General features: G+C 43.8%; 19 protein-coding genes. 2 read left to right on the plus strand and 17 right to left on the minus strand.

The annotated features are described in order from the left end of the window. Positions 1-140: 140 nt before the first annotated feature. Positions 141-962 carry an alpha/beta fold hydrolase gene (locus ACJB0T_RS01335; RefSeq protein WP_479289775.1) on the minus strand — a complete coding sequence of 274 codons (822 nt, stop codon included), beginning with the start codon at positions 960-962 and terminating at the stop codon, positions 141-143. A 230-nt stretch (positions 963-1,192) separates the two neighbouring features. On the opposite strand from ACJB0T_RS01335, the gene ACJB0T_RS01340 reads away from it, so the two are divergent. Together ACJB0T_RS01340 and ACJB0T_RS01345 are read left to right on the plus strand one after the other, a co-directional pair. Continuing rightward, complete coding sequence (locus ACJB0T_RS01340; RefSeq protein ID WP_479289774.1) at positions 1,193-1,357, plus strand: hypothetical protein; 165 nt, start codon at positions 1,193-1,195, stop codon at positions 1,355-1,357. Between the two features lie 90 nt (positions 1,358-1,447). Continuing rightward, positions 1,448-1,582, plus strand: coding sequence for a hypothetical protein (locus ACJB0T_RS01345; protein WP_479289773.1), 135 nt, complete (start codon positions 1,448-1,450; stop codon positions 1,580-1,582). A 541-nt stretch (positions 1,583-2,123) separates the two neighbouring features. Here ACJB0T_RS01345 and ACJB0T_RS01350 read toward each other — a convergent pair. From ACJB0T_RS01350 to glpA, 16 genes are all read right to left on the minus strand, one after another. After that, positions 2,124-3,302, minus strand: a complete 1,179-nt coding sequence (locus tag ACJB0T_RS01350; RefSeq protein WP_479289772.1) for a mechanosensitive ion channel family protein — start codon at positions 3,300-3,302, stop codon at positions 2,124-2,126. Positions 3,303-3,377: 75 nt separating this feature from the next. Further along, positions 3,378-3,932: a hypothetical protein gene (locus ACJB0T_RS01355; protein ID WP_479289771.1), complete on the minus strand. Its 555-nt coding sequence runs from the start codon at positions 3,930-3,932 to the stop codon at positions 3,378-3,380. A gap of 2 nt (positions 3,933-3,934) precedes the next feature. Continuing rightward, the gene (locus tag ACJB0T_RS01360; protein ID WP_479289770.1) at positions 3,935-5,221 is read right to left on the minus strand and encodes a hypothetical protein; all 1,287 of its coding nucleotides are present in this window, start codon (positions 5,219-5,221) and stop codon (positions 3,935-3,937) included. Next, positions 5,221-6,372 carry a hypothetical protein gene (locus ACJB0T_RS01365; protein ID WP_479289769.1) on the minus strand — a complete coding sequence of 384 codons (1,152 nt, stop codon included), beginning with the start codon at positions 6,370-6,372 and terminating at the stop codon, positions 5,221-5,223. Before ACJB0T_RS01365 ends, ACJB0T_RS01360 begins: the two co-directional genes overlap by 1 nt. After that, positions 6,359-7,024, minus strand: a complete 666-nt coding sequence (locus ACJB0T_RS01370) for a hypothetical protein (protein WP_479289768.1) — start codon at positions 7,022-7,024, stop codon at positions 6,359-6,361. Before ACJB0T_RS01370 ends, ACJB0T_RS01365 begins: the two co-directional genes overlap by 14 nt. A gap of 2 nt (positions 7,025-7,026) precedes the next feature. Beyond that, positions 7,027-7,944: a hypothetical protein gene (locus ACJB0T_RS01375; protein ID WP_479289767.1), complete on the minus strand. Its 918-nt coding sequence runs from the start codon at positions 7,942-7,944 to the stop codon at positions 7,027-7,029. Continuing rightward, a complete protein-coding gene (locus ACJB0T_RS01380) occupies positions 7,944-9,245 on the minus strand; it encodes a transglycosylase SLT domain-containing protein (RefSeq protein WP_479289765.1) in 1,302 nt (433 codons plus the stop codon). The genes ACJB0T_RS01375 and ACJB0T_RS01380 overlap by 1 nt, the downstream gene beginning before the upstream one ends. A gap of 9 nt (positions 9,246-9,254) precedes the next feature. Next, positions 9,255-9,983: an ETEC_3214 domain-containing protein gene (locus tag ACJB0T_RS01385; RefSeq protein WP_479289763.1), complete on the minus strand. Its 729-nt coding sequence runs from the start codon at positions 9,981-9,983 to the stop codon at positions 9,255-9,257. Between the two features lie 482 nt (positions 9,984-10,465). Further along, entirely contained in the window at positions 10,466-11,026 is a 561-nt protein-coding gene (locus ACJB0T_RS01390; RefSeq protein WP_112461591.1) for an aldolase/citrate lyase/malate synthase family protein, read from the minus strand. A gap of 285 nt (positions 11,027-11,311) precedes the next feature. Then, positions 11,312-12,574 (minus strand): quaternary amine ABC transporter ATP-binding protein, encoded by a 1,263-nt coding sequence (locus tag ACJB0T_RS01395; RefSeq protein WP_479289761.1) that lies wholly within the window; start codon positions 12,572-12,574, stop codon positions 11,312-11,314. Next, positions 12,574-13,467, minus strand: a complete 894-nt coding sequence (locus ACJB0T_RS01400; RefSeq protein WP_112461590.1) for an ABC transporter permease subunit — start codon at positions 13,465-13,467, stop codon at positions 12,574-12,576. The genes ACJB0T_RS01395 and ACJB0T_RS01400 overlap by 1 nt, the downstream gene beginning before the upstream one ends. Positions 13,468-13,595: 128 nt before the next feature. Continuing rightward, entirely contained in the window at positions 13,596-14,606 is a 1,011-nt protein-coding gene (locus ACJB0T_RS01405; protein ID WP_479289759.1) for an ABC transporter substrate-binding protein, read from the minus strand. Then, positions 14,590-15,102: an ATP-binding cassette domain-containing protein gene (locus ACJB0T_RS01410; RefSeq protein WP_479289758.1), complete on the minus strand. Its 513-nt coding sequence runs from the start codon at positions 15,100-15,102 to the stop codon at positions 14,590-14,592. The genes ACJB0T_RS01405 and ACJB0T_RS01410 overlap by 17 nt, the downstream gene beginning before the upstream one ends. Before the next feature lie 374 nt (positions 15,103-15,476). Next, positions 15,477-16,730 carry an anaerobic glycerol-3-phosphate dehydrogenase subunit GlpC gene (glpC, locus tag ACJB0T_RS01415; RefSeq protein ID WP_479289756.1) on the minus strand — a complete coding sequence of 418 codons (1,254 nt, stop codon included), beginning with the start codon at positions 16,728-16,730 and terminating at the stop codon, positions 15,477-15,479. After that, positions 16,727-18,109, minus strand: a complete 1,383-nt coding sequence (gene glpB, locus ACJB0T_RS01420) for a glycerol-3-phosphate dehydrogenase subunit GlpB (protein ID WP_479289754.1) — start codon at positions 18,107-18,109, stop codon at positions 16,727-16,729. The genes glpC and glpB overlap by 4 nt, the downstream gene beginning before the upstream one ends. Continuing rightward, positions 18,106-19,803, minus strand: a complete 1,698-nt coding sequence (glpA, locus tag ACJB0T_RS01425) for an anaerobic glycerol-3-phosphate dehydrogenase subunit A (protein WP_479289752.1) — start codon at positions 19,801-19,803, stop codon at positions 18,106-18,108. The genes glpB and glpA overlap by 4 nt, the downstream gene beginning before the upstream one ends. Positions 19,804-19,840 lie beyond the last annotated feature (37 nt).

Raw genomic sequence — 19,840 nt, forward strand, 5'->3', positions numbered from 1 at the left:
CATGAAGCAAGCGATTTACTCAGCTTTATACACAGATTTTGTGAACAAAATTCGCTCAACAAGCCTTTAAACAACACCTAAACGCACTCTTTTTTCTTTCTAACTACGCTAAAGTTACCAACCTAAATATACAGCCTCACTTAGGCACAAAAGCGGGTAATACTGTCACTAAGCTCCTGAACGTGCGTCTTAATGATCAAATGTCCGCCCTCTATGGTTTGCCAATGCGCGTTTTTGATGCCCTGCTTTAACCACTTCTGATTAACCGTTGGCAGCACCATATCGTTCTTCCCAGAAATAATTAGCGTCGGTTGGCTAATGTCATTCAGTTGAGTCAAATGACTATGAGAATTAACGGCGACCACTTGCGAACCAAGCCCCCACAATCGGAATAGAGTACTCATCTGTCCGTAAATACAGTCATTATAAGTAGGCGAAAAATCCCCCCCTTGGCTGGCGAGCTTTTGCCACACTTCTAAAGCAAAAAACGGGCTGTAGACACTGGTTAATCCACCAGCTGACGTTGCGATTAATATCAGATTTCGTATTGGACTGTCGTTCTCCATCGCTAAGCACTGTGCCAATACCCCACCCCATGAGTAACCGACGACATCGCATTGCTCAATGCCTAACTCAGTAAGGATAAGAAGTAGCAGTTGACTGTGTTGCTTCATCGACAATGGCACTAAACTCGCTGGCGATTGACCAGTACCCGGCGCATCAAAGCTGATGCACTCCCTATCGGGAAACTGCGTCAATAAAGGGAGCGCGGCTTCAAAGCTCGACCCAAGACCATTACAAAATACGAGCGGAAGATGCCCTTGATGTTGTGTATTCATCAGCCTCGCGACTCGATACACACAGATAGAGTACCCACCCACCTCAACCATTTGTGTGGTGTATTGAAATCGATTAAATGTTGAATGAGAAATAATCACCTCTTTAACGCAGCTGGCTGTCATCAATTGAGCCCATGCAATAAGAGTAGATGACTTAGAGGGATATTGAGTGCCTTTCAGTACAATAAAACAATACGCAAATTATAAGCGGATTCTCGGCTCTCGGCGTGATTCCGCCATTACATCGAAAAATCACCCCTCTTTTTTGTAACAAACATCTCACTACAGAAACAATGCATTTACACAAACAACCCAAAACGATAACGTAACCTTGAGAACAAAATGGAGGACTCATGAACGACTTTAACTTTTATCTTGTTAACGATTATTGCGCTTGTTGTAATGCAGTGACACCTCATGAAGCCTTTGAAGTTCAACACGACAGCCCTAGTCGTAATCAAAACAGCACCGCTGTTATTGAGCATCATTGCGAGCAATGCCAGCAACGTAATAACTAATTAAATAAATAGCGACCTGATACGCTATCAAAATGCCCTAATTCGATAAGGGCACTTTTTTACCCCCAATAACAAACAAGAGGTTTCACCATGAGTGAGCGTGACAATGAACATGGACAGTTAGATCAAGCCAACGAACTTATTCGACTTCAGCAAGAAGTTGAGCAGCTCAGAAGCGAAAATGAGATTCTAAAGCAGCACTTCGAACGTCATGACGAACTTTAACGTCACTGCTTAACCTTAAGCAGACACGGATAAAAACGAACCAAGGTGACCACTGAAACGGCGTTAAACGCTAAATTAGATGGGCACCTTGGTTATTACAATTACGTTTCAAGAAGTCACGGCAACTTTACTTTTTATATCCAGCCAAATCGCTACTGATAAACGCTCATTGCCACTTCATGGTACTTAGCATTAGTGTTAGCTCCCCCTATTGCGTAACATCTATCACATCTTTTTTAACCCATAAGAAAAATGCGTTTTGCTCCATTAGAAAACATCGATGCTGAAGTGAATTAATCGTTTGTAGTTCGGTTTATACAAGACGGAATCTGATCAAGTCACGGTCAATGTTGATGCAAATAACTGTTCAATTTTTGATTCACAGACCACGCTTAGGTATAGCTTTGATTCAGAAATAAGCGTTATACTCGCCAATTGAGCTTCCAAAGACGAATCTTTGGAGGCTCATAGTCACTGATGAACTTGTTGATTAGAGTACTTCCAACCAGCTTCAGTCGAGGTAATTGTCCCCGATGGCGCTTCACGCAACCTGAGCCAGCTCAAGTTGACTTACATCTTGGAAAACCCGCAGCTCAAACAGGTTCAAAACCGAGTAAAGATGTTCAAATATCTCTGCCTGAACAGTTTCAAAATGAGTCCAATCCGTGTTCTTTGTGAAACAGTAAATCTCTAGGGGAACGCCTTTGGCAGATGAGTCCAACTGGCGCACCATAAGTGTATGTTTCTGAGTGATGTCTTCTCTGGAGCGCAAGTAAGCTTCTATATACAGACGAAACAGCCCTGCGTTGGTCAAGCATCGTTTGTTGATATTGTCGCCTAATTGATTGAGCTGATGAGTTTCACATAGCTCCGCTATTTGGCTTCTAAGAAGTGGTACGCTCGCCAATCGACTGACCTGATTCATATCTAGAAACTTAATACTGTTTGCATCTAACGCAAGACTCCGTTTAATTCTTCGACCTTGGTTCGTCATGCTGCGCCAGTTCTTGAGACCAACGTTGAGTATCTCGTAAGTCGGGATGATGGAGGTGGTTTTATCCCAGTTCTCGACGGTAATAACGTTGAGAGTGATGTCCTTGATAACCCCATCCGCATCATATTTTTCTACCTGTATCCAGTCGCCTTTGCGAACCAGTCGATGTACGTTTATCTTAATAGCCGTAACGATACCAAGAATGCTGTCTTTAAAAATGAGTATTAGAACTGCCGACATTGCTCCAATACCACTTACCAGTGCCATAGGCGGAATATCGAGTAAGATAGCCAAGATCATAACTATCATCATCACAGAGGTAACAATCTTGATGAGCTCCATAAACGGCTTGATAGGGATCCCATCCAGTGATTCGTTTTTGCTAAATCGAGCCTCAAAGAGGTCGAGCACTGAATGAATCACTAAAACAGAGAATACGATGAGCCCCATCTCCGCAAGTTTGTTGTACCAACCCTGCGCCGAGAAGTATTGAAACCAAAATAGACTAAAGACAAAGCCCACTAAGTACTGGACTCGATGCACAAAGCGCGCTTCATACTGCTTTTTTTCTCGATTGAGCTTTAGGTCTAAAAACTGTGATAGAACTGTGCGAACAAGCCAAGGGATTAAGCAAAACGAAATGGTAGTGGCAGCAATTTGAAAAAAGTGTTTTTCTATATCAGTGAGCGTCAGATAAAGAGATTTAAGAGTTTCCAGTTGTTCCATATAAAGTATTCTATTCAGTGAGCAAATAATGACAAGACAAACCGTCGAGCTTATCTTGCCACTATGGATAGAGTCCTATTGAGTGAGTTTTGTTAGCTCACCTTCAAGATCAGATACGGCTTTTTGGGTCTTAAACTCTTGATACATTGCTGTTTTATCTTCAGGGTTGATTTGCGCACCACTCATCTTCAACATATCGTCAAAATAAGACTCTAAGGTATCGTTCTCAATAGCGGCCATCGCACATACTTGCTTTTCACCGTACACTTCACCAACATTGAGTTTAACAATTTTAGAGCGGTTTAGGCGAGCATGAGAGATTTGCTTGCTAATAGAGCTAAACGTTTCTGTTACCTCCGTTCCTTGAGCGTTACTTATCAGCTCTGAAGCGTGTTTATCCATATTGCTGGCTTTTAAATTAATCGACTGTATTAAACTTGTACGCGCGGCGCTCTCTGCTCGCTTTTTGTCAATATTGAAGTTCCCTGAAGATGATGCACAACCCACTGCAGCTAGTCCATTTTCATAACTTGGTTGATATACCCAACCCTCTAAATCATCCGCGATAGTGAGAATTGGAGCAGTCAGTAGTGCGATTGCTGGAACAATGTGTGAAATGATTTTTTTCATAGTTACTTAACCACAATAGTGTTATTTGTTTGTTCAATATTCTGTTGTGTAATAATCGAACTTGATTTTAGTTTTTTGACTATGTTTTTAGTTGTCTCTATAGAGCGCAACTCCACCGTGACACGGTCAGAATGCTTATCTATTTTGGTTTCGATAAAGCCCGAGTTCTGCCTTAGCCAGCTGGCTATCTCTACCTGACTAACCGAGTTTGGGAACGTGATAGTAATAACGCTACCACCTCTCTCCAACAAGTAATCCAATGCACTATTCATTGCATTTTTTAGGAGTGTTCGATTCGATTCAAGGTGCAAAGATAGTAATCTCGTTTCGACATCGTCACTCGTTGGGAGAGAAAACTGCTGTGGAGTATTTTCCCAATAGGCCAGCCTTTGCCAACGTTTATCAAACCACTCTAGTGACATCGAAAGTTGACTTTTACCATCTCGCTCAACCAATTTAGTATTTAGTTTCACTATAATATCGGCATCATCGAGTATAACACCGGTCTGGTATCCCAAGCTTTGAAGCATGGCAGTAGTGCTATTTCGGAGGCTCTCGGGCTTTGCCTGTACAAACAAAACAGGTTTGTTGAGCAAATCATATTTGTCACCAACAAGGCCATCAAGCACTGCCATATCTACAGTAATGTCCATTAGAACGCGAACACCGCCATTTTGATCGGACTGTTCCAAAAGAATAGAATCATGGATGATTTCTCTATTAGCAGGCATATTATGAGCAATAGCCGGGTTGTACCCCAAACCAGATAGCGCTCGCTGCAACGCTCGCTTCTTGGCCAAATCTTCTGCGCTGTGAAGTGCTGACTTCTGCGATGTTGATTTGGCAATGACTTCTATCCGAAAAGTCATGGACTCACTAGATTCATCCCATTCCCAATCATCATCAAAATCAGTCTCAGATTTCATCCGTGCAGTGACGTCAACGCAGGTATCACTCCCTTGGAGATAAGGGTCACCCAATACAATGGTCAGTTGATTCAGCTCGTTATTAGACAGCACTTTTTCCGGCCACAACCCATTCTTATATCGCCGCTGTTGACTGCTACTTAGCTTGCCAATTGCTTCATAATAGGAGGGGATAGCAAGATCTGGTGCAGACGCCTTAGCTTCTGTCTTAGAGTTACTACCTCGACCATACACACAAGATTGATACTCAAGAACCAAGTCCGGGTTTTGCCAATTAAGATCGGCAGCCACTGCTCTTTGAGTCAATGCTACTCCTTGACTCAAAAAGAAGGCGCCCAACAGCGCCAACTTTGTTCTTTCCATTACAACACTCCACCCGAAGTGATACGGTTAGTAAGGAAGTCTTTCGGTGTACCAACACTTACTGCGAATAAACGCGCATTCTTAGAAGGTCTATAGATTCCTTCATCCGCTTCACCTTGAATACGCTTGGCATCTTTAGAGTCTTTCCATTTTACAATTTTACCCTGTGATTCAATATCACTAGGGTTCACTCTTGCCACACCAACTGGCTCAGCAAAGCCTAAACTATATTCAAAGATGATCATGGTTTCATTTGGCAAAATACCCGCGTTCTGACCTCGGTCCAACGAGATACGTTCACCTTTAATGCCCAACACCTGAGCAGTGGCGGGTACTTCTGACAGCATCCGACTCAATGCAATACCAAAGCCTCGAGAAGACATGTCATTGAGAACCGCTGAGACTGCATTGGCATCATAAATATCGAAGCCACCTTCAATCTCACCAGACTGCATCCAGAATTGCATTTCGTTCATCGGCTTAACATCACCGGTACGAACCTTAATTTTACCAACATTTGGATAGCTGATTTTTTCCTGGGTATAAGGGTCAACAAAACCAATGGTAAAATCTAAGCTCAGATCAACTAAATTGGTTGAGCCTCCAGTTATGAGCTCACCCGTTTTTACAGCATCAATCGTCATTGCATAGTCTGGATGTAACACGCCATTTTTCATTCGACGAGCTAGCTCTGCATCTGACATTCCAGCCATAGAATCACCAAGGAACTTAACCGCTCTGTCGTCGCCAGTGACTATTCGAAAGCGATTTAAGCCAACCAGTTGATTTTCGAACTGGTTTAGGAGCTGTCTACCATCGTAAGCCCTAACCGATGACAACCAATCATTGGGATTCTCCGTATTAGCGGTCACCGGATCTGACATGTAAAGACGAAGCACCTTTTTGCTCAGAGGACAATCTGGGTGTTCATTGTTAACTTCAAAAGTACACTTGTTCAGGCCACGCGTGTTGTAGTAAGCCGGCAACTCAATGTCACTGTCTAAAAACTGCTCTGGCGACTTAGCGTATTCATACTCAGACGCTCCCTTGTGAGCGTTAGTTTGAACACGACTGTTTGGTGCCTGAGTGGATTGACAGCCTGTAACAGCGGCGGTTAGCAGCGCAACTGTTACAAGATTAAGCTTTGTCATCTTCCTTACCTATACGCGCTTTAATTGCTTTGTCTGCCGCTTCCATATCTTTGATATATTGCTGCTCTGCACTGATCAACCCATTGGTCTCTGTGATCAAACCGACACGAGTTTGCATTTCATCGATAACAAATCCAAGCGGGTTCTCCTCTTGATCAATGGCACTGCCAATCATTCTGCGAGCCTCAATCTCAGCAATTACCGTAGGGTTTTCAGCTGCAATTTTTGCCATGGTAGCACCCTGAACACCAAGCTTTATCGCAAGTTCGAGGTTTGATTCAAAAATCTTGCTTTGCGCTTTTGTATACTCAGTGTACTTCGCTTTCATCTCTGGGTTTGCGTCTAGCAATGCGATAATTTCTTCTTTTGGCAATTCCGAATGCATAGCAAAAAACTGCTGTACATCTTTATGTTGCTTGCGGATCTCTTGATATTCTCCCACAACGTCACACTGTCGCTGTGCCACAGACAGTACCCCTTGCGAAGCTTGGTCAAAAACCGGACTGTACTCAGTATACGCTTTGGTGTTCGTCTCACAGCTAGTATTGATCTCAGAAAGTAACGCCTCACGATCATCCCATACACCTACTGAACTCGCACAACCAGCCAAAACAGCACTTCCAACCAAAACAGACAACAGTTTGTACTTCAAAATTACACTCCTAATATAAGTAAAATGGGCTCAGCTCCAAATTCCGATAGAGCCATCTCATATACAGCGAGCTCGGCTTGTTCTTTGGAATCTAGCACTGGGCTAATGTAGTTGTAGTTTCTAACACTAATTGATTGAGTCTCCCCTACTCGGCGGAGCTCAACTCTAATAGTTCTTTTTATTCGAAACTGGCCGTTTTTCTTCGCCAGCTGACTTTTCCCCGAGAAAAGAACTTGATATTGACTACCTTTCTCAGAGGACAAACCGGATCTAACAATGCTTTTCGTAACATAGTCAGATATATCTGTATTATTGCTGTCAGATATAACTTTTAAGTTAATGCGTGACATTTGCTGATTGGCTTCAGTTATCAGCGGAATTATTTGTTCTGCATAGCGTGACATGTCTTGGTTAGATAGAGCAAGGAGCGCATTGAGTACCGTATACGCTCGCTCTAATTCTTTTTTAACCGAAAGCACACTGACAACAGCGTCAATTTCTAATGTGTTCTTGGCATACTCTATTGCACTTCGAATCTTTTTAATTTCACTATCTAGTTTCTGACGATAGGCATTCATCAACTCATTAGTGTCGATACTGATCAATACTTCACTAGGACTACCATCATGCTTTTTCTCGATTTGGTATCTATACACTGGTAAATTTTCTGTACTCACTCTTGCGATTTCACTGAACTCTTCGGTCGAGTGACCGTTGCTATATTTTAGCAATGACTTACTTTCTACAGAAATAGTGGCAGTGATCTTTTGCGCAATTCTTAGAAGAGCATCCTTTTCAGCTTGTTTACTATCATTACCACGGCCAACAGCATATAGGGTTGACGAAGTATCTGCTGGTTGATTAATGCTAGCTAGAGTGCCAAAACTGAGCAAATAAATTACTATCAGTAACAGTCTCATTAGGAACTCTCACCACGATAACTTGCTTGACGCTTAGTGACTTTCTTCAGGTAATTGACAGTTTCTTCATACGGCAGGTTATTGATTAACGTATCGTAAACCTGCTCGGGTGTCATACTATTGATTTTCTTTGCCGCGGCTTTAACGCGCCTCTCACCGAACGCTTTCGCTACATTTCCCGCACCTGTGTTGTATGCAGCAATAATGCAGTACTCTCTACTTTTGGGATCTTTTATCTCCCGTAAATAACGAGTGTTCAAAATATCAAGATAACCAGTACCTGCTTGAATATTGTATTCAGGGTCATAGAGGTCAGACTCTTTCATCGGCTTGTCAATTTTATGCACCAACTTATTGACATCATGACCCGCACTCGTGGCGACTACTTGCATTAAACCAAAAGCTGGAATAGGTGACCTAGCTGACGGGTTAAAACTCGACTCAGTGTGCATGATGGCAAGAATAAGATCGGGCTTGATGTCAAATTCTTCACTCTGCTTGTAAACTTCATTCAAAAAAGGCTTGATTCGCTTCTCTAGGCTACTGCTCGGCATTTTCACCTGAAGACTAACAATTTTCTTGCCCGAGCCGTTTGATGTTGAAAGAGACTCGCGTTGTGTTTTGTATGTTTGATTCACCTGCACCAAACGCTCCTTCGCCTGCTCTATCAGGGCGGTTTGTTGAGCGGCTATGGTTTTTTCGTCAATATCATTTTGCGCCTGCTGGGCTAGTCTATCAGCTTGCTTCTCTATCTCATTTAGCTGTAACGCTGTTTCAGAGACAATTTCCTCCAATGCCTCTTTTTCTACATCCTTGTCAAATGACAGCAATCGCTCGGTTACTTTGTCGAGATCAACTGATTCGGGTACGGAAACAACAACATCACTATTTGAGTCCAGCGTGTGTTCAATTTGTTGATTCAAGCGACTTACAATTTCATTAGAGTCGGCATCAACATCCACAAGGACTTCTACAGTCACAACTTCTTGATCGTAATCAACAAGCGTTCGAGAGTCAGACTTTTCACCTTGTACTACTTGGTAATGTTGCCCCCCAACTTTTGTGTCTCCCCATTGCAGTACTGACAATTCCCTTTCAGCATCTAACCGCTTAAGATACGCAGTACGCCAATCCGCGTACTCCTGCATGTGCTGCGTGTACCAAGTTTCAAATTCTGCTTGTTCTTGTTCTTCTGACTGAAATGCAAGCTCTACTTGATTATCCAGTTCTGCAAATGGGTCATCGGAGGCGTGCGAATGCAAAGCCATACCAATGCTGATGGCCAAGAAAAGGTTTTTCATAATTTGTCTCTAGGAAAAGTATGCGTTAAATTCGTATTTAGAAAGCAGCATTTCTATCAAAATTTCTTCAGGTAATTCGCCTATAATAAAGGTGTCTGCTGGTTGGCTACGAATTGACGTCTTTAATGATTCTGCAGCTTCATCATTACCTAATACGAACTCTTCATCTAGAGTAGATATCTGCTTCGCCAACTTTGCATTTAGTTGGGTATATTGATAGGAACCTACCATTAGCGTGTTATACATTGCGTCTCTACCCAGTGCTATTGCATCTAAATAAAAGTTCGCATTGCCACTTTCAAAGTGGCTATTGTCTGGCAAACTGATTACACTCGAAATTGGCTGAAAATCAAGCTCATTAGAAGTGAACGGGATAGATACATTAAAGTCCCTGACTAGACTTTGTACTGCATAGCTAGCAACTCTACCTTGCTTCACTGCGACACTTAAAAGAAATTTCTCATCGTGAAAGTAGTGAAACTGCACAGCTTTATCTAGCTTGGAGCTTTTAACCGCTTGCGATACTCCAATCAACGAAGACAAGTATTGAAATGAGTGCCCAACATTAACCTGATTGATTAAATTATACTCGTTCTCGTTGGTGAAGTTGGCCTCAATTCTTTGATAAGCGCTAATAATCACTGCTTCTGTATCACTCCATGCACCAACAGAAAGAATGACAGCAGCCACTGAAACAGCTATTGACCTAGCCTTTGTTAAATGATTTGTAAAATCCATCTGATACTATACTTTATAGCTCTATTTATAGAATCAGGTTAACAAAAACCAATTGCACATTCAATTATATAAATAACAATAATTCCAATAATTTATTCAATGTCAAACTTATCACACAGAACAAAATGCGGAATATAAACAGAACACAATATCATTAAATCACTTGCCATCTATAACGGTACAATATGCGAAATAAATCATCCTTCAGATAAAGTTAAATAACGAATTTGAATTCACCTGTAAAAAATCTAACTCACCTTTATATCCACCCTGATTTCAGATTAATGTTTCACTTTGTTATTTTTAAAAAGCACACGCTCATGTTTTGGCTATATTCTGAGCAGGCGTTAGATAACTAGTCCGTGATTTCAATCAGGCGCTATTATAGATAAGGATACCTGTGGTTACCTTCTATTCCTTTTGGAAAGAGCTCAAAAAAAGTCCCGCTGGTTAAGCGGGCCTGTTTCTTTCTATTTTCTTAATTAGCAAGCGTAACTAAAGGTCAAACAGTAATCATCACCACCTTTTGCCACATATTCTTTATCTTCATTGCTCGCCGATGGGTGACGTTTTTCGTCCCCTTTTACAAGGCTAACCCAGTGGCGTAGTCCCATCTCTTGGTCTGCACCAAATGTCGTGCAAGTTTCGATTTGGATATCATCAATCTCTACCAGCTCAAGGCAACCTGTACCTTTACGGCGAGCGATGGTCATTTCTACATGCGTACCGCTTTCGTCGCGGAACAAGATATTGTCCGGGTTGCACTCGTCACCAGTGTAAGCAACAAAGTGTTTGTTGTGGCGTAGGCCGCTGTGCTGGCCGTTTTTGAAGAAGGCTTGCACGTGGCGGTAGTTGATTTCGTAACTCACTACGTCTTCGTGTGAGCCATTTTCTAGCGGAAACAGCGTATCAAGAAGCTGCTTGGCCATTTTCTGCTTTTGCGTAGGCTCGCCTGCGTCGACCATTTCAACGGCAAACACGGCTTGTGCGATAAAGTTTTGTGGATTTTGTTGTTGTGTATTATCGAATGTTTGCATTTTCATAGTCTATTCCTTCAGCTACTTTGAGTACTGCATTAACCAAGCTGTTTACTGCTTTGTTGGTGCTTCATGACTGTTTGGTTACCGCTTGATTTTTAGAATAGCGCTTTTTTACAAACAATTTCACAACAAAATTTTTACACTGTCAATTTTACAAAAACGCATTTTTACACATTGCCGATTTTCCCGATGCTACCCTCAAAAAAAAAAGCGCAAACCATCGGTTTGCGCTTTGCTTATTAAGGGAAGCTCGTCAAGCTACTGATTGAGTTGAACTAGCCTCTTGTCCTACGCTGCCCCTTTATCGGTTACGCGCTCATCTACCCTTGAGTCATTGCTATCTGAAGGTTCACTCGTTGCACTATCACTCAGTACTTCTGCCAGTGTCGACTTAGATAGGTGGCCTTGAAGGTCGCCATTATCATCGACAACAGGAAGTGGGTGGTCACTATCGAGAGTCTCAGGAATCACCTCTTCGAGCAGTGCATCGCTTTGAACGGCAGGTACGTCATCTAACAAATCTTCCGGTATCTCTTTGTGATAGTCGTTTTTGTTCACTTGCTCTAACGTTTCTTGAGTAATGACACCTTGGTAACCGTCATCGTTAACAACGTATCCATAGTCCTCGGATGATTTTCGCATCTGACTGAGCGCTTCACCCAGTGTTTCCGCAGTGATACGAAGAACAGGAGGCTGCATAACCGTCTCAACTGTCAGTGCTCGAGCTCGGTTCACATCTTTAACAAACGCTTCTACGTAATCGTCTGCTGGGTTAAGCAGGATATCGACGGGTTTGTCTTGCTGGACAACTACACCATCTCTCAAAATGGCGATACGATCACCAATCCGAAGTGCTTCATCCAAATCATGGGTAATGAAAATAATGGTTTTGTGGAGCTTTTCTTGAAGCTCGATCAACTGATCTTGCATTTCACTACGAATGAGAGGGTCGAGTGCAGAAAAGGCTTCGTCCATCAGCAAGATCTCAGCGTCGGTACACAGTGCGCGAGCAAGGCCAACACGTTGCTGTTGTCCGCCAGATAATTGGCTTGGATACTGCGCTTCATAGCCTTCTAGGCCAACGGTCTTGATCCAATCTCTGGCTTTTTTGAATCGTTCTGTTTTGCTCATTCCTTGGATTTGCAATCCGTACGCGACGTTATCAATGACGGTTTTGTGCGGAAGTAAGCCAAAGCGCTGAAATACCATAGACATCTTATGGCGACGGAAATCACGCAGCTCTTTGTCAGACAGTTTCATAACATCGGAGCCATCAACAATAATCTCCCCTTCACTTGGGTCAATGAGACGATTGAAGTGTCGGATAAGTGTGGATTTGCCTGAGCCAGATAGACCCATAATCACAAAAATTTCTCCCGGATAGACATCTAGGTTGATGTCCTTAAGACCGAGAGTATGGCCAGTACGCGCTAGAAGATCATCTTTTGATTCGCCATCCTTTACAGCTTGGAGATAAGACTTATCTTTAGGACCAAAAATCTTATATAAGTTCTTAATTTGAATCATTGGCTGAGGTTGAGTAGTAGACATTATTCTCTACCTCCTAAGTGAGCTTGGGTACGTTTTGCATAACTTTGTGAAACACGGTCAAAAATAATGGCAAGCGCCACGATAGCAAGGCCATTGAGTAGACCTAGCGTGAAATATTGGTTGGTGATGGACTTTAGAACGGGTTGTCCCAAGCCTTTTACACCAATCATCGAAGCAATAACGACCATCGCAAGAGCCATCATAATGGTTTGGTTGATACCAGCCATGATGTTCGGCATTGCCAACGGCACCTGAACCCCAAATAGGCGCTGTGTCGGACTCGCACCGTATGCGGTAGCGGCTTCGAGTACTTCTTTATCTACGAGTCGAATACCTAAATCAGTCAAACGAATAACTGGCGGGATGGCATAAATCACAACAGCGATAACACCAGGAATTTTGCCGATACCAAGGAGCATGACCACTGGAATCAAATACACAAACGCCGGCATGGTTTGCATCACGTCAAGTATGGGGGTAATGATGGCTCTGGCTTTTTTCGACTGAGCCATGAGGATCCCGGTGGGTATCCCTAGTGCTATAGCGAGCATGGTTGAGACTAAAATGATGCTCATGGTTCGCATCGTATTGTCCCACATACCGAAAAAGCCGATAACAAAGAACGCGATACCGACGGAGGCGCTGAGTTTCCAAGATCGGCTCGCCACATAAGCGAGACCAACCAGAATTCCGATAATTAGCCACCAAGGGCTGGAAAGCAGTAACTTCTCGAACCAAATCAAGAAGCTCAATAATGGGTCGAATAGAGATTCGATTGTGTCGCCGTATTCTCGAGAAAAATCTCGATAGGCACCGTCTAAGGTTTTTCTTATTTCTAATAGTTGTTTGCGGTCTAATTGAGGTATTTCACTCAACCACGTGGCATTAGACATCTGTTACTCCTTGATTACTTCTGCCAGAAACAGCAATGACTGCTGCCTTGTGTTCGCCTTTGAAAATAGCGAGCTTGTATCAAATAAGAAGGGGCTATTCCTCTAGCCCCTTTTACTACCAGTTTGGTTTAAAGTTCATCTACTGCTTTTTGTACTTTTGCTGCAACGTCTGGTGTTAACCATGCAGACCAAGTTGATTTGTACTCTTTCATAAAGTGTTCAACAGCGTATTCGCCATCGGCTTGCTCATCTTCCATCCAAGCCAAAAGACCGTTCATTTGCGCGTTGGTAAACTCACGCTTAGCAAAGTACGCCATCGCTTGTGGAGAACGCTTAGCAAAGTCTGTAGTCACAACCGTTTCCACGATTGATGGTGGGTACATAGTTGCTTTTGGCTCTAGACACGTTTCTTGAGTGATACACTCTTTAAACATCGTCTCGTCAACACCACTACCAAAGTCGACTTTAACCATTTTGTACTTACCAAGAACCGCTGTCGGTGCCCAGTAATAACCAAACCATGCTTCTTCGCGCTCATAAGCTTTTGCAATTGAACCCGAAAGACCCGCACCTGAACCTGGATCGATTACCTCAAACCCTTTATCTTCCATACCGAGTGCTGTGAATAGGTTGCCAGCGGAGATTTGGCAGTTCCAACCAGCTGGACAAGAGTAAAACGCCGATTTGCTTGGATCTTCTGGGTGCTTAAACATCTTAGCGTTGGCGAGTACCCCTTCAATCGTTGCCATTGACGGGTCTTTGGCAACCATATATTCAGGCACCCAAAAACCTTCTTCACCGCCATCCGTTAAAGTGGTGCCCGCGTATTGGATTTGACCGTCTTTGACACCCATATCCAAGGCTTCACGCATTGAGTTACTCCAAAACTCTGGTGCAATATCTGGCTGACCTTTTGAGATCATTGACGCACCCGTCGGTTGAGTGTCACCTGGGACAAGTTCAGCGTCACAATCGAAACCATGTTGAAGTATGAACTTATCTACGTTCGCGATAAGTGTTGCAGAGTTCCAGTTCATGTCTGCGATAGTGACTTCACCACATTCTTCAGCAGAAGCGGTTTGAAGGGAACTTGCAGCAAGAAGAGACGAAAACAATAACGTCCTAGTTAAGTTTTTCATAGTGATTTCCATATGAGGTTTTCAATAAGTGTATGAACGGTAGATTATTATTACAAACTTCGCTTAGATCCTGCTTACAATTACAACACGGGTGGTTCGCCCCAGCGACAACAGTGCTTTTGTTGTGAAAGATGATTTGGGCGGCAAAAACGCTCGCAGCGTTCACGCGTCTACGAGGAGGTTCTTCTGAGCTGCAGGCAGGAAAGTGAAGAATGTCATCAGGACAATCGGCTTGCAAAACATCATCTTTGTTCATTTGAATTAAGCTCAGATGAATCTGTTCGTTTTGCATTTCGATTAGATTTAAAGGGTCACGAGCTGAAAAAGCCCCGCCGATGGAATGAATGGCAGAGTCAGGTTCGAGTGCACAAGCAATGCCTAAATTCTGCTGTGTGACGCTCCCCTTTTCAACGTTTATACCAGTAAGTGGAAATGCTCTCTTCGAGTTTTCCCCAACCACTTTGTACAGTCCCTTAACTTCCAGAATGGGATCCATGTCGAGTTGCCCTTAAAGTCCTTTGTAATGTAACGTTTAGCACTCTAAGTAAAGCCAGCATCATTTTCAAGGTATAGCATTCTGTTAACAAGTCAAAAACATCAATAAATTAGTGATTTAGATATGCGATCTCCCTCGCACAATATATGCTAACTCACTAAAATCATTACAAAATTTTACGTTCAGTGTGAGATTGGATATTAGCCCCGCAAATAATTTTAAGTTTTTGATAATAAAAACAACAATTGGCAAACATCTTTCAATATGTTAGCTGCTTTATCAAGTACATGATTAATAGTTAGAACACTAACCTTTAACCCATCCATTTCACTAGAGCCTACGGATAGATGCACTCTACACTAAGCATATTTTCTTCATTCAAGTGCTTCTACAATGAGACTCAAAGGATGGACACAACATAACCCTGTATTCTCTTCGATTTGCCAACGACAAGTCTCGCAATCAGAAACCGCCAGATCGGCCTGTGAGTGATCAATTTGCTCAAATAAACCGTGACCTATCTTCATTGAAACATCGTAGTTTTCTCGCTTGTAACCATAAGTTCCTGCCAACCCGCAGCACTCACTATCTAGCACTTGCACTTCCAAACCTGGGATCATTTTTAGAAGTTCAATCGTAAAGATATGGTCACCGCTACGCTCCAAATGGCAAGGCGTGTGATAAACAATACGCTTATTCAGTGGCTTCATTTTTGGTAAGTTTCCCTCACGCCACTCACTGAACATAAAGCGACTAAATAGATGAACTTTATCAGCAACCTTCTGGTTATCGACATCGAGTACATGGGGATACTCTTCTTGTAAGGTAAACGCACAGGTCGACGACGTTGAGATCACCGACTCCGAGCGGCTCTCTAACGCTTTCTCCAACTGACTCACATTAAGCTCGGCGTTTTTCTTTGCTTTTGCATGAAAACCATTAGCAATCAGCGGTACTCCACAGCACTTCTCTCGCTCTAGTAACTGGACACCAATATTCATCGCGTTCATAACACGGATGAAGTCTTGGCCTACGCTGTGATCGTTATAATTAACATAGCAACCATGAAAATAGCTGATTTGACGGCGATACTGGCTTTGATCGGCGACGTGTTTTTTGTACCAACGACGGAAAGTGCCATGTGAATACTTAGGTAAAGACTTATGATCATGCACCTGAATCGTATGATGCATGGCCTTTTTCACGAGGCTTTGCTCGGTGAGCTTATTCACAATAGGGGCAAATGGCGTAGCTAAGCTACCAAACAGATCGGTATGGCTCAAAACGAAATCTCGTGCCGTTGTCAGGCTCAATGGTTTGCGTCCATGCTTGCCACGTGCGGCAGCGATAATGTCGCCAATACGCACCCCTGAAGGACAAGCCGTTTCACAGCGTTTGCAGTTGGTACAGAGCTTAAGTACGTCATCAAAAAACTCTGGGCTTTTCAGTCTCAAACGCTCGCCATCAGGGCCACATTGTTTGGGCCCAGGGTATTCTGGATTGGCTTTTGCAACCGGACAATAGACGGTACACACCGTGCACTTAATGCAGTTCTCAAAGGTTTTCGTTTGCTCATCACCATGAAGGCTAGCGACGGCGATAAGTTCAGCTGGGCGTACGGCAGTCATACTAGCGCTCCTTTCTTTTGTGATTGATTAGGCTGCTGTGAGTGGCCTAAATTTTGTGAATTACAAGCTGACACTTGGCTTTCAGCGATGGCCTCGGCAACATGGAAACCCGTGCTTATTGCCACGCCACCGCCACAGCCATGAGCGATAGGGTCATAATGAGCAAGAATAGAGCCTGCACAATAGACATTGTCTATACACTGCTGCGCTTTAAGAGGCTTGAATTCCCGATTAGTTGATACACCAAAGTTCATAAATGGATGGGATTTATGAGAGAAAAAATGCTTTGAATACCATGATTCCCGCGCACCGATGTCTTCAATATCCAAATCAAAGATGGGCTCGCTCACCTTATGATGCTCCGCTTTCAGACCTTTGCTAAAGAAGCTCCCAGACGCCAGCACCACATGCTTGGTATTGATAGGTACCGTTCGCATTTTTCGAGTATACAAACACGCAAGTGAAAGCTGGTCACCGTTTTGCTTGAACACACCGTCCATCACCTCGTCACCAACATGAAGCGCCCCGCCCGCTTCAATAAATGCTCGCCTTAACGTCTCTTCTATTCGAATACCCAAAAGCGATGGCGGCATGGTCGGCACTTCATGAAATTTCAGGTGGGTTTCAGCGGCCAGTTTTTCCATCAATGCTAAGCCGTCTCCATTGCCAAGTATTGAAGGCATCAGCACTAAGTCGTTCGGCGTAGCAACTTGTCTAAGCTGGGAACATACGCTGGCAAAATCTGCCTCTTGACGCAGCAGCCGAGACACATCAATAGATCGAAATTCATGGCAATTTCTTTGAGCTATACCTGATGTATCAAGCGTAATTTTCACTGTGAGCAGCTCTTTGTCCGCGAACATTGGTAAACTCGCCAACTTGGCTTTGGCAATCTCCGGTTGGAAATCTCGGAAACCTTCAATCGATACTAAGATTATTCGATTAATCTGATTGAGAGCTGCGAAATTCTGATCAAGTTGCCATACATAAGGTTGAGATAACCATGTGGACTTTAATGTGCCTAGGCTACTGATTCGATAGTGATTATCCAATGAATCTTGATGTTTCAAAGGCAGCCCATGTTTGTTCATCAACTGCTGAAACCAGCTGAGCGATTCGACGACCCGTTTCTCACCTAACTTTGCGTAAGGGTGTAAAGACGAAGTCTTAGCAAGCTCAGCAATTTCATCAAAAGGATTACTGACTGCTTCGCCAGTTGTTGGCGAATGACTCAGCACATCGATAGAGCCAGATGAAAAATGCATCGCACTCTGACCATGAGAAACCACGGCGGTTTTGAGTCCATGCTCAATGCATCTTAAAGCGCTGCTAAACCCTGCAAGGCCGCCACCAATGACAACCACATCATAATCAATCATTGCTCAGCCTCCACTTCCTTATCTGTCGCTTGCTTATCTACCGCTTGCTTAGTTTCGCTGTGATTTACACCATCTTGCTTGAACTCAAAATCCCCAGCGCCAAATAACCCTTGGTATATCCAATAGCTGAATTCCGCCTCTCGCAGAGCGTCCCCCCAAAGTACGGGTTTCGTGCCCTTCCAGCGCTCTTCAAGAAAGTCATGCAGCATCTCTCCAACGTCGTACCCCGAAAAGTTACCGTAGTCGGCCAATAGACTGGCTGCTCGATAGCTGCACATTTCGCCCTGACATGGCCCCATTCCCAACCTTGTTCTTCGGCGCAAGTCTACAAGGTTATGCACATCCAACGCTTTTACCGCGTATTCAATTTCACCTGCTGTGACCATCTCACACTCACAAATCACAGATTGGCTGGCTTGGTCATCAGATAAAAACGCCAGTGCCCGTTCTCCATGTCGATCAATCGCAGAGTGATAAACTGGCTTCGCGATACTTGCGGTTTTCTTAACAGGTGTTGGGGCACTATAAGAGCCTGGCAAAGGTGTGGAGTGCGTGATGCAAGGGTTGGTGTTGCCAAGCTTTTTCGCGACACTGTCGGTCGCCATTTGCGCCATGAGCCTGTAGGTCATTAGCTTGCCGCCGGTAATGGTGGTAAAGCCATGCAGGCCGTCAAACCCCGCGTGATCAACAAGAACGATGCCGCGGCTGATATTACGGCCGTTGGTGTCTTCACTGAGGGAAACCAAGGGCCTGACGCCCGCATAAGCGCGTAACACCCGACTTTGGCTCATGATTGGTGCCAGCTTCGCACCTTCTTCCAAAAGAATGTCCACTTCATTGGCACTCACGCGAAGATCGTCTATTTGGTCGTAATCAATGTGTTCGGATGTGGTTCCGATGAGGGAAATGGTGTCGCCGGGCACTAAAATATCGGCATCAGCTGGTTTACGGCAACGATTGATGACTCGGTTATTGATGCGGTAATCAAGTATGAGCAGAGAGCCCTTCGCAGGGAACATTTTTACGCTGAGATCCGCATACTCGCATATCGTCTGTCCCCAAATACCAGCAGCATTGATAACCTCATGCCCAAACACCTCAAACGGTAACTGAGTGCGTGTATTAAAAGCATTAACACCAATAACTCGATCCCCTTCTCGGATGAGAGACGTCACAACACAATGACTAAATAGCCTAGCGCCTCTCTCTTTGGCATCGAGTACGTTTGAAGCACACAATCTAAATGGGTCAATGGTGCCGTCTGGTACTTTAATAGCACCGAGCATTGCTGGGTTGGCGTTAGGCTCGAACAGCAGCGCTTCTTTGGTCGTCATTCGCTCGGTCTCGATTCCGGCAACATCACACGCAGCGACGAACTCATCTTGGAATGAAAGCTCATCTTCTGGAAGCGTGATAAACATACCGCCAGTATCTTCAATACAGTGTGAGGCAATGGACTTTAAGATGCGATTTTCGGCAATACACTCCATCGCAGAATCTGGATCAGTGACGGCGTAACGAGCACCAGAATGCAACAGGCCGTGATTTCGTCCTGTCGTACCAGAAGCCAAGTCGTCTCGCTCTAGTAAAATACAATCAATGCCCCGCAATGCGCAGTCCCGCATAATGCCAGATCCTGTCGCACCGCCTCCTATAACGATCACCTCTGTTTGATATCGAGCTATTGCTTTCATTGCATCCCACCCATTGAATTAACGCACAATTAGTGTG

This window comes from Vibrio sp. CB1-5 (genome assembly GCF_059412285.1).

Excerpts from the sequence above, each read along its gene's own strand:
- ACJB0T_RS01355 (WP_479289771.1), bottom strand. The coding sequence starts at position 3,932 with ATGAAAAAAATCATTTCACACATTGTTCCAGCAATCGCACTACTGACT.
- ACJB0T_RS01380 (WP_479289765.1), bottom strand. The coding sequence starts at position 9,245 with ATGAAAAACCTTTTCTTGGCCATCAGCATTGGTATGGCTTTGCATTCG.
- ACJB0T_RS01365 (WP_479289769.1), bottom strand. The coding sequence starts at position 6,372 with ATGACAAAGCTTAATCTTGTAACAGTTGCGCTGCTAACCGCCGCTGTT.
- ACJB0T_RS01400 (WP_112461590.1), bottom strand. The coding sequence starts at position 13,467 with ATGTCTAATGCCACGTGGTTGAGTGAAATACCTCAATTAGACCGCAAA.
- ACJB0T_RS01395 (WP_479289761.1), bottom strand. The coding sequence starts at position 12,574 with ATGTCTACTACTCAACCTCAGCCAATGATTCAAATTAAGAACTTATAT.
- glpB (WP_479289754.1), bottom strand. The coding sequence starts at position 18,109 with ATGATTGATTATGATGTGGTTGTCATTGGTGGCGGCCTTGCAGGGTTT.
- ACJB0T_RS01335 (WP_479289775.1), bottom strand. The coding sequence starts at position 962 with ATGACAGCCAGCTGCGTTAAAGAGGTGATTATTTCTCATTCAACATTT.
- ACJB0T_RS01340 (WP_479289774.1), top strand. The coding sequence starts at position 1,193 with ATGAACGACTTTAACTTTTATCTTGTTAACGATTATTGCGCTTGTTGT.
- ACJB0T_RS01405 (WP_479289759.1), bottom strand. The coding sequence starts at position 14,606 with ATGAAAAACTTAACTAGGACGTTATTGTTTTCGTCTCTTCTTGCTGCA.
- ACJB0T_RS01390 (WP_112461591.1), bottom strand. The coding sequence starts at position 11,026 with ATGAAAATGCAAACATTCGATAATACACAACAACAAAATCCACAAAAC.
- glpA (WP_479289752.1), bottom strand. The coding sequence starts at position 19,803 with ATGAAAGCAATAGCTCGATATCAAACAGAGGTGATCGTTATAGGAGGC.
- glpC (WP_479289756.1), bottom strand. The coding sequence starts at position 16,730 with ATGACTGCCGTACGCCCAGCTGAACTTATCGCCGTCGCTAGCCTTCAT.
- ACJB0T_RS01345 (WP_479289773.1), top strand. The coding sequence starts at position 1,448 with ATGAGTGAGCGTGACAATGAACATGGACAGTTAGATCAAGCCAACGAA.
- ACJB0T_RS01385 (WP_479289763.1), bottom strand. The coding sequence starts at position 9,983 with ATGGATTTTACAAATCATTTAACAAAGGCTAGGTCAATAGCTGTTTCA.
- ACJB0T_RS01360 (WP_479289770.1), bottom strand. The coding sequence starts at position 5,221 with ATGGAAAGAACAAAGTTGGCGCTGTTGGGCGCCTTCTTTTTGAGTCAA.
- ACJB0T_RS01350 (WP_479289772.1), bottom strand. The coding sequence starts at position 3,302 with ATGGAACAACTGGAAACTCTTAAATCTCTTTATCTGACGCTCACTGAT.
- ACJB0T_RS01375 (WP_479289767.1), bottom strand. The coding sequence starts at position 7,944 with ATGAGACTGTTACTGATAGTAATTTATTTGCTCAGTTTTGGCACTCTA.
- ACJB0T_RS01410 (WP_479289758.1), bottom strand. The coding sequence starts at position 15,102 with ATGGATCCCATTCTGGAAGTTAAGGGACTGTACAAAGTGGTTGGGGAA.